The sequence below is a fragment of the Bulleidia sp. HCP3S3_C9 genome (assembly GCF_052064035.1).
Taxonomy (GTDB): Bacteria; Bacillota_I; Bacilli_A; order Erysipelotrichales; family Erysipelotrichaceae; genus Bulleidia.
Window position 1 is genome coordinate 1 of record NZ_JBQHWJ010000019.1, and the last position, 14,150, is coordinate 14,150.

Below are 14,150 nucleotides of genomic sequence, written 5' to 3' on the forward strand. Positions count from 1 at the left end.
TATTATTGTTTCAGCTAACCGCTCAAGATCAGCAGATTCAATTTTACGACTGGTACTTTTTTATTTCATTCTTCCTTTCCACTTCCTCATTTACATGTTACAGGAAGCTCCCTGGATATGTGTATTATATATCATCGCATACAAAAAGTGAGCCGTAGTGGGCTCACTTCATGTGTTTTTAGTCTTCGTGATCTGGCTGCTCAGGCTGTTCTGGCTGTTCAGGAGCAGGAGAAGAATCAGGTGTTTGTGCTGGTTCGACAGTTGGTGCTGGTGTTGGATTTGGATCTTCACCAGTTTTTACTTCTTGGCAGAATTCTTGAGAAGTATCACTTGTCTTTTCATATCCATAATAACCACAGACACGATATGTCTTGCCATATGTAATTCCAGGAACAGTCTGTGTAGAAGATGGACCTTCAGAAGTGATTTCTCCTAAAGTTGTACCATTTTCTTCAATACGCGCCTTATAGATAACACGTCCTGTAATCCAGGAAGGTGAGAATGTTTCTTCATTTGTATTCGCAACTTCCAGCTTGCTTGGATCTGGATAATCAGCCCAGTTGAATGTAATGTTCAATCCATCTGCCTTTGCATTGAACCATGCAGGATCACTTAATGGATCCGCTGTAATATTGAATTCCCCAAGTTTAGAGAATTCTTTTTTTATTTGACCAGTAACAATGTAATCTTCCGGTGTTGTATCATTTGGAGCAACATATGGGAAGATACCCTTAACATGCGTGATAGAAACAACATCTTCTGGCTGTTGAACAGCATCAGGGGAAGAATCTCTTTGTAGAACATCCATCATTTCAGAACAGATATGACCAGGAATATTCATTAATGCACGTGCTGTATTGAAGTATGTTGCATGGCCTGCTTCTGCTTTTTCCCAGCCAACCCAAACAGCAGTTGTATATTCTGTAGTTTCAGCAACCATCCATTTATCTTTCATGGCACCAAGTGGAATTCCATATTGCAGACCATCCGTACCCCAGTCACTTGTACCAGTTTTTGCATATGTTGTGTAGTTTCTCTTTAAGATCTGCATGTAGTTGTAGATACCAGAGCTTACACAATATTCCATTAATGTACTTGTCAGATACGCACTTGCTTCGGATAAAACCTTTGTTGGTGTGTATTCTGGAATAAAGTCATCTTGATTGCCACTGCGATATACGACTTTTGTGATTGTATGAGGAGTAATGTAATTACCACCATTCATTATAACAGCATGAGCAGCCATCAATTCTTTTGCACTGCATGTATATGCATTACCACCAATTGCAAATGAGATATCAAATAATGATGGGTCAAATGTTGAGAAATGTAATGCTTTTAAATAATCCGTAACTGTTTTTACGCCTTTTTCATCAATGACAGCCTGCATTGCCTGAATTGCAGGAGTATTTAAAGATCTTGCTACTGCTTCTTTCAGATCAACTCTACCATTATATTGACCATTGGCATTTTTGAATGTCCAGTTACCATACGTAACAGCTTTATCGATGAGTTCATGTGTTGTAGCCCATCCTAGATATTCAAATGCAAGTGCGTAGTCTAAGTAAGGTTTTACTGCAGAACCAGGCTGCTTATACTGATTTGTGGCATGGTTCAATAACATGGAACCACCTTGAGAATAGTTTCTGCCACCACCAATGGCAACAATTTCACCCGTCTGGTTGTTTTCAGAAATAACACCAGCTTCCATGAGATCATCAGAGAATTTAACATTTGGATTATTACCAGCTAAGATGTCTTCCACTGCAGATTGTGCAACGGGATCCATCGCTGTATAGATTTCCATAGATACGTTCATTGGATCTTGTCCAGTAATTTCCTGTGCTTCCTTGACTGCTTCATCAATGTATGCCTGATATTGATAGTTTGTATCTGTGAGAGTTGATTTTGGATCAATGAGAAGATCTTCTACATTAATACTTTTGGCTAATGTGTATTCTTCATCGGAAATATATCCATGACGCTTCATCATCGCAAGAACAGTATTTCTTCTATCTGTTGCATGATCTAAATAGTTATGTGGATCATAGTAATATGGGGAGTTAACAACACCCGCAAGTAATGCACATTCTGAAGTATTTAGTTCAGAAACGGATTTTCCAAAGTATTGCTGGGCTGCTTTTTGAACACCACGGATATTACCAACACCACCAAAGTTCATCTTGTTAAGATATAACTGGAAGATTTCTTTTTTTGTAGATTGCTTTTCAAGCTTTAATGCAAGATCAATCTGTTGTATTTTATACTCAATATCTGCAGTTTTAGAAATTCCTTTATCATCATTCTGGAAATATGTCAGTTTGACAAGCTGCATTGTAAATGTTGAACCACCTTGTCGATTTCCATGAAGCAATGTATTGACCATGGACATCGCAAAACGAGGAATATCGAAACCGTTATGCTTGAAGTAACGAGAGTCTTCAATGGACAAGAAGGCATCTACAAGAGCTTCAGGGAATTCATCATAGTCAACGTTTTCTCTTAGCTGTGTACCAACGTCAGCAATCTGATTTCCATCCTTGTCATAAATCAGTGTGGATTCCTGTGAGAAAAAATCATCTCTGTTTAATTCGGGTTCATCTTTCAACATCGTCTCTAGACCGACAATTCCAATCGTTCCAAAAACGAGTTCAAATCCTACAAGGATTGCCAATAGCAATGTTACAAATCGTAACCCATGAAATTTTCTTTTCCCGTTGGCAGGTTTTTTATTCACTTTATTCTTCTTCTTTTGAAATGACATTTGTTACCTCCTCATTTTTAAAGTAAAGACGATCAACGACTTCAAGATAGTCAACAGGTCTTCCATAATAGCTTTGAATGGAATGACCATGTGTCATGATCCATTTGTATGGAATTGATTTTCTTTCAATTCCTCGAATATAATCTATCATTTCCTGCGCATCAACTAGATACGTTAAGTTGTGATATGTTAAGCGAAATATAACGAAGCAGATGCCTCCATGCTTACGACATTTTTCAAGATGTGTAATCTGGTGAGGATGAATATAAGAGAGGGAGAAAGCAGTTTTGCTTTGACACTCCTTTGCTTCAAAATCAATGTATTTTCCACGATACACGCCATTGTAGTCGGTAGTAGATGGGATTTTGAAATAAGCTTCTGTGATTTTTGCGGCAGATCGCATTGGATAATCTACCTTTACAATCTGTACCGGTGTCGGTTTTTTATGTATCACAGCACGATCCATGTCCAGATAATACTGGTTCGTAGTATTGATATCTTTCTCAAGATTCATACCACGATCACCGAATCTTGCAGGTGCATGAATCCATGCTGTTTTCTTTCCGTTTGGGTAATTTACCATAAGCCTAAATCAACATAAATCATTATACCTTTGTTCACAAAAATTAGAAAGTCATATTGCGTTTGTTTCATTTGAATGTAATAATTATATGGATAGGAGGTATTGAAATGGCTGGAAAACTTAACTTAGATCCACAAGGAATCGTTGATAAAGAATTTGATATTGATTTTAAAGGATACAATCCAGATCAAGTCGATCATATGCTCGATCTTGTCATCCAGGACTATCAGACATATCAAAATCTCTTAGAAGAAATGGATCGTAAATTGTCTGATCTTGAAAGAACAAATGCTTCATTACGTGCAAAACTGATTGAAGTAGAAGGAAAACAAAGAGCATCTCAAGATGCGAATCCAATTTTAACAAATGGTTCTTCTCAGGTAGATATTCTGAAACGTTTATCTAGACTGGAAGCTGAAGTTTTTAACAAGCAATAACATACGTGAGGCAGCCGCTAGTATTTTCTAGAGGAAAGTCCATGCTCGCACGATCTGCGATGGTCGTAGTGTTTGTGCTGGTCCAATCAATAAGGCCAGGCACCAATTGGTGACGGCGGAGAAAGAGCCTAAGGACATTGTCTATGGCCGATTCCCTTAAGGTGTCACAGTGACGAAGTCTTAGTGGAAACATTAAGAGTGGAACGAGATAAACCCCGCAAGCGAGAAACCCAAATTTGGTAGGGGAATCATCAAGAGCAAAATGAAGTTCAAGATGGGTGTAGCAATACACAGATAAATGACTGCCACCTTGTTTTACAAGGAACAGAACATGGCTTATGATCGTATGCGATTGAACGAGAGAGTATTCACTCTCTCGTTTTGTTTTTTTGTGTGTTATACTTTTATAGCTATTAAAAGGAGATATAGTATGAATTTACCTAATAAATTAACAATATTCAGAATTATTTTAATTCCAGTGATTATTCTTGTGTATTTATTCCCATATGAATCTTTTGGAATCGTACCAGCCTGCTTCAATATTGGCGGTATTGATCTTTCTATTATTCAAGTAATTGCTTTAGTGATCTATGTTGTTGCGGCAATTACTGATGCATTGGATGGCAATATTGCACGTTCTCGTAATTTAATTACAACATTTGGAAAATTTGCTGATCCAATTGCGGATAAGCTTCTTACAACAACAATGTTCTTGCTGTTTGTATCTCAGGGAATCATTCCTGTTGTGCCAGTCATTATTATGATTGCTAGAGATACGGTTGTTGATGGATGCAGAATGATGGCAGCAAGCAATGGTAAAGTTGTTGCGGCTGGAATGATGGGAAAGCTTAAGACTGTTTTCCAGATGATCACAGTTGCATTGATTTTATTGAACAACCTTCCATTTGCATTATTGAACTTGCCAGTGAGCGATATCATGCTATGGCTCAGTGCACTTGTTTCTTTCGTTTCTGGTGTTCAGTATTTCAACCAGATGAAAGATGACATTATGGAATCTATTTAAAATCATATAAGTTTTTTTGGAATTCCTCAAAAATACGTGAATATAGTATTAAGGAGAAAAAACATGGCTACAAAAGATAAAAAATCTGAAGTATTGACAGATGAAAAAAAAGATCAGCTTTTGAATGATGCTTTAAAAGCAATTGAAAAAGAATATGGAAAAGGTTCTATTATGAAATTGGGTGATAGAGCTGCAGTATCTGTAGATGCGATTCCTAGTGGTTCTTTAGCATTAGATAAGGCTTTAGGGATTGGCGGATATCCAAAGGGAAGAATCATTGAAATCTTTGGACCGGAATCCAGTGGTAAAACAACACTTGCTTTACATGCAATTGCGGAATGTCAAAAGCAGGGTGGCAGATGTGCATTTATTGATGCTGAAAATGCCATTGATCCAGTATATGCAAAACATTTAGGTGTTGATATTGATGAATTGATTCTATCGCAGCCTGATTCTGGAGAACAGGCATTAGACATCACTGAATTATTGATCAAGTCTGGTGCGATTGATCTAGTTGTTGTGGATAGTGTTGCAGCACTTGTTCCGCAGGCAGAATTAGATGGTGAAATGGGAGATGCTTCTGTAGGCTTGCAGGCGCGTTTGATGTCAAAGGCAATGAGAAAGCTTGCCGGTGTTATGAACCATTCCAATACAACAGCTATCTTTATTAACCAGTTAAGAGAAAAAGTTGGTGTAATGTTTGGAAATCCTGAAACAACACCTGGCGGTAGAGCATTGAAATTCTATTCTTCTGTTCGTTTAGATGTTAGAAGAAGTGAGACATTGAAAAATGGTGCAGATGCTTATGGTAACGTCACAAAGATCAAAGTTGTGAAGAATAAGGTTGCGCCACCATTCAAGACGGCTACAGTGAATATTATCTATGGAGAAGGTATTTCTCATTCTGATGAATTAATCAATCTCGCAGTTGAAAATGATATTATTGAAAAAGCTGGTGCATGGTTCTCTTATGAAGGAGAAAAGATTGGTCAAGGTATCAATTCTGTTAGAGAATATCTGAAAACACATCCTGAATTTGAAGAAAAGGTAACTGCACAGCTGAAAGCTGTCATGTATCCTGAAGAAGAAAGTGAACAGGCATAATATGTAAGAAGCATCCATGTGGTGCTTCTTTTTGTTATAATAATGCAGATGAACTACATAGAAATGAATCAGCAGTTTCAAAAGTATAAGAAATTAATTGTGACATTGAATCAATGGATTACATATGTTTTTTATATATTATATCCATTGGCTCTGTTGTATTTATTTTTGAATAGAAAAGAATTACTTGTGAGAAGTATTCTTGTTCCTGGATGCAGTTTTATTCTTCTTTCTTTTATCCGTAAGAAAATTGCACGCAAAAGACCATATGAAATCTATGCCTTTAAACCACTCATTGAAAAAGAAACAAAAGCAAACTCTATGCCGTCAAGACATGTATTTTCTGCATGTCTGATAGCAATGGTTTGCCTGGAAATCAATACAACATTTGGAGGTGTTTTATTGTTTCTTGCGCTTATCAGTGCAGTATTGCGCGTCATTGGCGGGGTACATTTTGTAAGCGATGTTGTGGCTGGCTATATTACAGGAATTGTTTGTGGGATTTTACTTTTTTTATAGATGAAGGCTCATATATTTATGAATAGCTGAATATGATATTGATCATCTACATATTCTTGTAATGTTCCATGGTGTTTATGGATTAGATCATTCATGGAATGAATATATGCAAGATCTGGTTTTTTTGAGGATTTTTGAGTTGTGATTTCAAGAAAGAGTTTATTCTCTTGTTGTGTACATTTTATTTCCATATATTTTCTTAAAGAATTTTCATGTATTGTTTCCACAGCATTGTCTATGAAATGAGAGAGTAATAGACAGAAATCAATAAATTCCTTTGAAGTGTTTTTTTGAACATGCATTGAAATGTTAAATTGAATATCTAGGTATTTTTTTACTTTATGCTGGAGCAAAGCATTCATATAAATATTAGTGCTGTAATTTGAAGTTGTGTTAATTTCGATTTTATCTGTCACTGAAGAAATATATTGTAAAGCATCTGCGATTTGATTATGTTCCAGCATAGAATGAATCATAGATAGATCGTGAATAAAATCATGCTTTTGTTGAGAAATGTTTTCTGTCTGTGCCAATGTAAATTCATATTGATTATGTGCAAGTTTTAAGATTTCTTCTTGCTCTTTCATCTGTTTTAAAATACTCTCTTGTTTCTGATTTTGAAAAAATAAAAATGAAATAATACAAATGATTACACATATTACGATAGATACAAGAAAGTAAAATACTGTTTTTGTTTCAACTTGAGAAGCAATGAGAATGAAACTTGTTCCCGCAATGATGATATTAAATATACAATGAATTGTAATTTCTTTGCTTGAATCATCATGATCACTTTGTAGAATCAATGAAAATAGAATCTGTACAATTGAAGCAAGAATTGATTCATTGTTAGACAAATTATGAGTAAAAAAATATAACCCCTGCACGCTATACTTTAAACTGCAAAGAAATACAATTTTAGAAGAAAATTCCAATAATTGAAGAGGATTTTGCTTTTGCTGTTCAAAGAAGAATACTATAGAAAATGTAATTGTAATAAGAATTGTTTCTATAAGAATTGGAAGCTGAAAATATGAAATGATGAATGATATAAATAGTATCAAAAATAAAAATTCAGAATATATTTTTCTTTGTACATTAATATTTCTAAAACACAACATAATGTAAAGAAAACACCATGTTCCAGTATAAATGAGTATGTCTTTCATGGATAATCCTCCGCGTTATTCTAAATGCAATCCAGTTTTTTTAACTAAATATAGAAATAATGAATAAAAGGATAGAATAGGGGTAAGAATCAATACAAAAAACTCTGAACTTACAGTAATTATAGAATTGTTAAATACATTGAATGACAGAATTAAGCAAATGAAATCAATGCTCCAATAGAATAATAAATCTTTCACTGTTTCTTTTCGAATGACTGCATAAACAATTGTTTGTGTAATGTTATGATTCTTTTTGTGAAATTGAACAACAAGGAAAGAAAGGACAGCCCAGCCGAGTGGATCTAGAAGTAAACCATAGATTATAAAATCTAAAAAATAACGGAACAAATGATCTGAAATATTATTTTCAGTGAAAAACAATATCTGGTGTTTTGTAAGGAACAATAAGATAAATAGTGCAAAGCCACCGAATACTAAACTGGCAATGATAATTATTTGTAATAAATATTTTTTGTTCATAGGAAACCTTCTTTCTTGATTCCAATATAGGAAGAAAGAATTCATAAGACAATAACGCATGTCTAATTGATGTTTTTATTGTCTAAATGTTCTGAAAGATTTTTTGTAGATATTCATGAAATGCTATTTGCTTTCTTCGTATACTTACATATTCTATAGATTGATTATCCAATGTAATTTTAGAATCATTGAATTCTGAGATGTATCTGTAATTAACCATGATTGATCGATCAATCCATATCATAGAGTCTTTACTTTGTTCATATATGCTTTTTAAATTTGTATCAAATATACGAATGCTTGAGGAATGAAGATAGACAAATATTTTTCTGTTTTCACGCGTGATTTTATAAATTGAAGACAATGGAATGTTTTGTAGTCCATGCATAGTTTTGACACAAATATATTTTTCAGTGTATTGATGAATCAATTTTGTTAAAACGTTTTGAATTGTATTGTCATCATCACTTTTGAGAATATATCCAATAACGTTCTGTGCGAATGCTTCCTGCATTCGATCAGAAATTGCTGAGATATAAATAATATACTTTGTTAGACTTCTACATTTTAAAGAATCGTATATTCCATCTTCTTTGTCTAGTTCAATATCAAGCAAAAGAAAATCACAATTGTTTTTGGAAGTTAAAAAAGAAGTAATACTGTTGTAACTTTGTATTTCTGTATTGCTTTGTATTTGTTTGAGGATTTGTATGATTCTATTCGTATCGAATGTCGAATCATCAATAATTGCAATTTTCAACATAATATCTTTTCATTATTTTGCCTCATGAATCGACAATGTGCAACAAAAAATCAAATGAGTAGAAAACTCATATGAGAGACACAACTAATTTCTAGAGTTTAAACTGTAATCGCTTGTGAAAAAGTAACAATAATTGTATAATTACAGATGGGATAATTTCTCAAATCACACGCAATATGGAGGACATAAATATGGCACAGATCATAATTGCTGTGATTGCAGGTATTGTTGTAGGCGTAATCCTAATGTGGATTGCTGGAAAAATGGGCCTGGATCGTAATAAAGAAAAGAGCCAGGGCATTATTGATGAAGCAAATTCCAAAGCGGAGACAATGATCCGTCAGGCAAATCTCGATGGTAAGCAGCAGGTTTATGAAATGAAGCTGCAGGCAGAAAAGGAAATCAAGGATCAGAAAGATAAGATTCAATTAACAGAAAATACTCTTCTGCGTCGAGAAGATAGTTTGAATTTCCGCGAAGAGAACTTAAGAACACAGGAATCTAAACTAACGGATAAAGAAAAACTCGTTGACAGCAAGCTTGCTAATCTCAGTAAAAAAGAAGATGAATTGCAGGAAAAGATTGATAATCAGGTATGTGTACTAGAGCAGGTTGCACATTTATCTCAAGAAGATGCAAAGAAAGAGTTGATGGAACTTGTTGAAAAGAAGACAGAAAGTGAAATCGCTACTTACTTGCGCGATCGCCAGGAAGAGGCTGAAACAACTGCTTCTGATTATGCTAGAAATGCAATTGCATTAGCTATTCAAAGATATTCACAGGATGAAGTCATTGAAAGAACAGTTTCTACAGTGACACTTCCAAGTGAAGAAATGAAGGGTAGAATCATTGGTAGAGAAGGTAGAAACATCCGTGCAATTGAACAGGCAACAGGTGTTGATCTTATTATCGATGATACACCAGATGTTATTACAGTCAGCTGTTTCGACCCAATTCGTAGAGAAATCGCAAGACAGTCTCTTGAGATTCTGATGAAGGATGGAAGAATTCAGCCAGGACGTATTGAAGAAGTTATTAACAAGGTAACAAAAGAACTGGATGAAACAATCTTCAAGATTGGTAATGAAACAGTCTATAAGCTTGGTATCGGTAAAATGAATCGTGAATTGATCCGTCTTGTTGGTCGTTTACGTTTCCGTTACAGCTATGGTCAGAATGGCCTGGAACATTCTATTGAAGTAGCTAATTTTGCGGGTATGATGGCTGCTGAACTTGGATTGAACCAGGTATTGGCAAAGCGTGCAGGTTTATTGCATGATATTGGTAAAGCAGTGGACTTTGAACAAGAAGGAAGCCACGTTGAACTTGGTGCCAAGTTTGCTAAGAAATATGGTGAAAATCCTATTATTGTCAATGCAATCGAATCTCATCATGGAGATACAGAAGCTACAGATATCATCGCAGTACTCGTTGCTGCAGCAGATACAATTTCTGCAGCTAGACCTGGAGCTCGCTATGAATCCATGGAAGGCTATATTGAACGTTTAGAAAATCTTGAAAAGATTGCTACAAGCTTCGATGGCGTTGAAAAAGCTTTTGCAATCCAGGCTGGTAGAGAAATCAGAATCATGGTTCAGCCAGAAAAGATCGATGATATTACAATGGTAAAGGTTGCTCATGATATTCGTGAAAAGATTGAAAATGAATTAACTTATCCTGGTCAGATCAAAGTGACTTTGATTCGTGAAGTTCGTGTTCAAGAATTAGCTAAGTAATCAGTAAATTGACATCTCTGATAAGGAGGTGTCTTTCTTTTGTTTTTAAGTTAGCTTTTACTAACTTTTGCATTTTTTTCACAAGTTAGTTGTCGGAAAAATTCATGGGTGCTATAATCTTTCAAAGAAGGAGGAACATTATGCCAGTAACAGTTGATAAGGATACTTGCATCGGTTGTGGTGCTTGTGTAGGTGTATGCCCAGTTTCTGCACTATCTTTAGATGATGAAGGTAAGTCCAGTTGTGACGAAAGCGTATGCATTACTTGCCTCTCTTGTGTAGGAGCTTGCCCAGTTTCTGCAATTTCTGAGAAGTAAGGGAAATAAAAAAACCAGTTTTCACTGGTTTTTTTATATTCTACTGCATGTTTCTGATATAATACATACTCACGGAGAATAACTATGAATAAAGATTATCAATTACCAAGTCAAAAAGACGAAGCAAAAAGAAGCAGAAATGAAGTTGAAATAGAATATGGTCTGTTCTCTATGAATGACCAGTTAGAAGAATTAGGAAAAAATAAAAAATACTATATTCGTACATATGGCTGTCAGGCTAACGTTAGAGATGGTGAAAGTATTGCGGGTATGATGGAAGTTATGGGTTTTACAAATACAGAAGATACAGCAGAAGCCGATGTATTGATTTTTAATACGTGTGCAGTCAGAAGAGCTGCAGAAGAACATGTATTAGGTGAAATCGGCATGCTGAAGGGATTGAAGAATGAAAATCCTGATCGTATTTTCTGTGTATGTGGATGTATGGCGCAGGAAGAAAGTGTTGTACAGGAAATCTTGAAGAGCTATCCTCAGGTAGATCTGATTTTTGGTACACATAATATTTATCGTTTGCCAGATCTGTTAAAGGAAGTCATGACAACGAAGAAAAGAAAGGTCGAAGTTCTTTCTGAAGAAGGAAGAATCATTGAAAATCTTCCTGTTAAGCGTACACAGAATGTAAAGGGATATGTAGATATCATGTATGGATGCAATAAGTTCTGTACCTACTGTATTGTTCCTTATACACGTGGAAAAGAAAGAAGCAGAAGAATGTCTGACATCATTCGTGAAGTGAAGCAGCTGATTCAAAATGGTGGTAAAGAAGTCATTCTTTTAGGACAGAATGTCAATGCATATGGCAAGGATCTTGGCATGGATGATGGCTTTACAGATCTATTGATTGCGGTAGCAGAAACAGGAATTGAAAGAATTCGTTTCTATTCTTCTTCTCCTAGAGACTATTCTGAAAGCACAATCCAGGCGATGCTGGATCACCCAAATATTATGCCAGCTCTGCATTTACCAGTACAGTCTGGTTCAAATGAAGTATTAAGACGTATGGCAAGAGGATATACAGTTGAACAATACAAGGAAGTATTTGACCGTTTGAAAAGTAAAATTCCAAACATTACATTTACAACAGACTTGATTGTTGGCTTCCCTCAGGAAACAGATGAAGAATTCCGCGATACAATTGCACTTGTTGATTATTGTAAGTTTGATGGTGCTTTCTCTTTCATGTATTCACCACGCGAAGGAACACCTGCTGCACGTATGGATGGTCAGATTGATGCTGCAGTGAAAAAAGAAAGACTGCATGAACTCAATGAACATATAAATCATTGGGCAAAAGAAAATAATCAGAAGTATTTACATAAGACAGTGAAGGTTTTATGTGAAGGTAGAAGCAAGAAAAATGCTGCAGTGTATTCTGGATATTCAGAAGAAAATAAACTTGTTAATTTTACTGGTCAGGAAGGATTGGAAAACCAGATCGTTGAAGTTGAAATTACAGAAGTGCGCAGCTTCTCTTTGAATGGGAAAGCATTGTGATAAAAACGTCTTTGTTTTATAATGATGACGTAAAAATGAACATTGAAAAATAATTGGAGGAAAGATATGAGTAGAGTACGAATTTTTGCTCTCGGTGGTCTGGACGAAGATGGAAAAAACATGTATATCATCGAAAATAATGATGATATCTTTGTTTTGGAATGTGGTTTGAAATATCCAGATGCGGATCAGCTTGGAATTGAAATGATTATTCCTGATTTTACTTATTTGATCAATAATAAGGATCGTGTGAAAGGCTTGTTTATTACGCATGGACATGAAGATGTCATTGCTGCTTTACCGATGCTTTTAAAGCAGGCCCCTGATATTCCTGTATATATGGCTCCATTAACTGCATTGATGTTTGAAAGACGTGCAAAGCAGTATGGTTTAGGAAAATTGAATATTCATAGAGTCAGAAGAAACAGTACATTCAAGATTGGAAAGACTGAAATCAAAACATTTGGAACAACACAGTCTATTGCGGATGGATTTGGTGTCGCAATTAAAACAAGTGATGGATATATTGTGTATACTTCTGAATTTATTGTTGACTATGATATTAAAAATGAAGCATTCTCAACAGATATTACAAATATTACTGATTTAGGACATGATGGGGTACTGGCTTTATTGTGCGAATCTGTTGGTTCAAATCGCCCAGGTCATTCTGCACCTTCTCATCGTATTACAGAAGTCATTGACCCGTATTTTGAAGATGCGAAGGGTAGAATATTAATTACTGTATACAATCAGAATATCTATCGTGTCATTGAAATCATTGAACTGGCGAATAAATACAATCGTAAGATCATGATTTATGATGATGAATTACGTAAGTTAATGAATGATATGGCAAAGCTTGGCTATTATCATATTCCTGCAGGATTGGAAGTATCTAAGGATTCTTTCAGCAATGATATGGAAAATATCGTTATTATCGTTGCGGGAACAGGTTCTACGATCTTCAATAAAGTACATAAGATTGCTACAAAGGAAGATGCATTGATTGAAATGCATAAGACAGATACAGTCATTATTACATCTCCTGCAGTACCAGGCACAGAAAGATATGAAGCAGGCATGGAAGATGATTTGTATAGAGAGGCAGATCGTGTAGAAGCAGTGGATACAAAACGTGCATTCTCTATGCATGCATCCATTGAAGACATCAAGATGATGGTGTATCTCATGCATCCAAAATACTATATGCCTGTCAAAGGTGAATATAGACAGTTGATTTCTAATGCAAATATTGCTTTAGATATGGGATATAGTGCAGCAAATATCATTGTTATGGACAATGGTCAGGTTGCTACTTTTGAAGATGGCAAGATCCAGAAGAATTTTGATTCTGTGGATGTTGGTGATGTAATGATCGATGGTGGCGATTCCCTGGATGCAACAGGTATGGTCATTAAAGATCGTGAAACTTTGAGTACAGATGGTGCTATTATTATTGGTATTGTTGTGAATCACGCGACAAAAGAAATTATTGGCGGACCAGATGTACAGTCTAGAGGTGTTATCTATCTGAAAGATGCTGATTATATTGTGAAGCAGATTGGCGTCTTGATGGAAAACACGATTAATGAGGCAGTGAAAGAAAATCGCTATGATAATATGTCAGTGCGTGCAGAAGCAAGAGAAAAGATTGCTCGCTACGTATTGCATGAAACTGGAAAGAGACCAATGATTCTTCCAGCAATCATAGAGATCAATACAAAGGATTAAGAGGG

The 14,150-nt window shown here is 35.4% G+C and carries 13 protein-coding genes and 1 other RNA gene; 9 read left to right on the plus strand and 5 right to left on the minus strand.

Annotation, left to right across the window (positions count from 1 at the left end):
- Nucleotides 1-178: 178 nt before the first annotated feature.
- Together ACTND6_RS04820 and recU are read right to left on the minus strand one after the other, a co-directional pair.
- Nucleotides 179-2,764, minus strand: a complete 2,586-nt coding sequence (locus ACTND6_RS04820; RefSeq protein WP_441022447.1) for a transglycosylase domain-containing protein — start codon at nucleotides 2,762-2,764, stop codon at nucleotides 179-181.
- Nucleotides 2,739-3,347 (minus strand): Holliday junction resolvase RecU, encoded by a 609-nt coding sequence (gene recU / locus ACTND6_RS04825; protein WP_178175507.1) that lies wholly within the window; start codon nucleotides 3,345-3,347, stop codon nucleotides 2,739-2,741. Before recU ends, ACTND6_RS04820 begins: the two co-directional genes overlap by 26 nt.
- A 107-nt stretch (nucleotides 3,348-3,454) precedes the next feature.
- Between recU and ACTND6_RS04830 the strand changes: the two genes are divergently transcribed.
- The 5 genes from ACTND6_RS04830 to ACTND6_RS04850 all read left to right on the plus strand — a co-directional run bounded on the left by ACTND6_RS04830 (nucleotide 3,455) and on the right by ACTND6_RS04850 (nucleotide 6,431).
- On the plus strand, nucleotides 3,455-3,784 hold the full coding sequence (locus tag ACTND6_RS04830; protein WP_178175508.1) for a DivIVA domain-containing protein: 330 nt from the start codon (nucleotides 3,455-3,457) through the stop codon (nucleotides 3,782-3,784).
- A 2-nt stretch (nucleotides 3,785-3,786) separates the two neighbouring features.
- Nucleotides 3,787-4,128, plus strand: an RNA gene (rnpB, locus tag ACTND6_RS04835) — RNase P RNA component class B.
- A gap of 86 nt (nucleotides 4,129-4,214) precedes the next feature.
- The gene (gene pgsA, locus ACTND6_RS04840; protein WP_178175509.1) at nucleotides 4,215-4,808 is read left to right on the plus strand and encodes a CDP-diacylglycerol--glycerol-3-phosphate 3-phosphatidyltransferase; all 594 of its coding nucleotides are present in this window, start codon (nucleotides 4,215-4,217) and stop codon (nucleotides 4,806-4,808) included.
- A 63-nt stretch (nucleotides 4,809-4,871) separates the two neighbouring features.
- The gene (gene recA / locus ACTND6_RS04845) at nucleotides 4,872-5,912 is read left to right on the plus strand and encodes a recombinase RecA (RefSeq protein ID WP_178175510.1); all 1,041 of its coding nucleotides are present in this window, start codon (nucleotides 4,872-4,874) and stop codon (nucleotides 5,910-5,912) included.
- Between the two features lie 48 nt (nucleotides 5,913-5,960).
- Nucleotides 5,961-6,431 (plus strand): phosphatase PAP2 family protein, encoded by a 471-nt coding sequence (locus tag ACTND6_RS04850; protein ID WP_441022450.1) that lies wholly within the window; start codon nucleotides 5,961-5,963, stop codon nucleotides 6,429-6,431.
- A gap of 8 nt (nucleotides 6,432-6,439) precedes the next feature.
- On the opposite strand, the gene ACTND6_RS04855 is transcribed toward ACTND6_RS04850, so the two are convergent.
- The 3 genes from ACTND6_RS04855 to ACTND6_RS04865 all read right to left on the minus strand — a co-directional run bounded on the left by ACTND6_RS04855 (nucleotide 6,440) and on the right by ACTND6_RS04865 (nucleotide 8,843).
- On the minus strand, nucleotides 6,440-7,288 hold the full coding sequence (locus ACTND6_RS04855; RefSeq protein WP_441022452.1) for a GHKL domain-containing protein: 849 nt from the start codon (nucleotides 7,286-7,288) through the stop codon (nucleotides 6,440-6,442).
- 327 nt (nucleotides 7,289-7,615) lie between these two features.
- A complete protein-coding gene (locus ACTND6_RS04860; protein ID WP_441022454.1) occupies nucleotides 7,616-8,080 on the minus strand; it encodes a hypothetical protein in 465 nt (154 codons plus the stop codon).
- Between the two features lie 82 nt (nucleotides 8,081-8,162).
- A complete protein-coding gene (locus tag ACTND6_RS04865) occupies nucleotides 8,163-8,843 on the minus strand; it encodes a LytR/AlgR family response regulator transcription factor (RefSeq protein WP_441022456.1) in 681 nt (226 codons plus the stop codon).
- A gap of 191 nt (nucleotides 8,844-9,034) precedes the next feature.
- Between ACTND6_RS04865 and rny the strand changes: the two genes are divergently transcribed.
- The 4 genes from rny to ACTND6_RS04885 all read left to right on the plus strand — a co-directional run bounded on the left by rny (nucleotide 9,035) and on the right by ACTND6_RS04885 (nucleotide 14,145).
- Nucleotides 9,035-10,579: a ribonuclease Y gene (rny, locus tag ACTND6_RS04870; RefSeq protein ID WP_441022458.1), complete on the plus strand. Its 1,545-nt coding sequence runs from the start codon at nucleotides 9,035-9,037 to the stop codon at nucleotides 10,577-10,579.
- Nucleotides 10,580-10,719: 140 nt separating this feature from the next.
- Complete coding sequence (locus tag ACTND6_RS04875; protein ID WP_178175514.1) at nucleotides 10,720-10,896, plus strand: 4Fe-4S binding protein; 177 nt, start codon at nucleotides 10,720-10,722, stop codon at nucleotides 10,894-10,896.
- A gap of 84 nt (nucleotides 10,897-10,980) precedes the next feature.
- Complete coding sequence (gene miaB / locus ACTND6_RS04880) at nucleotides 10,981-12,411, plus strand: tRNA (N6-isopentenyl adenosine(37)-C2)-methylthiotransferase MiaB (RefSeq protein WP_178175515.1); 1,431 nt, start codon at nucleotides 10,981-10,983, stop codon at nucleotides 12,409-12,411.
- A gap of 66 nt (nucleotides 12,412-12,477) precedes the next feature.
- Nucleotides 12,478-14,145 carry an RNase J family beta-CASP ribonuclease gene (locus ACTND6_RS04885; protein ID WP_178175516.1) on the plus strand — a complete coding sequence of 556 codons (1,668 nt, stop codon included), beginning with the start codon at nucleotides 12,478-12,480 and terminating at the stop codon, nucleotides 14,143-14,145.
- Nucleotides 14,146-14,150: the final 5 nt, after the last annotated feature.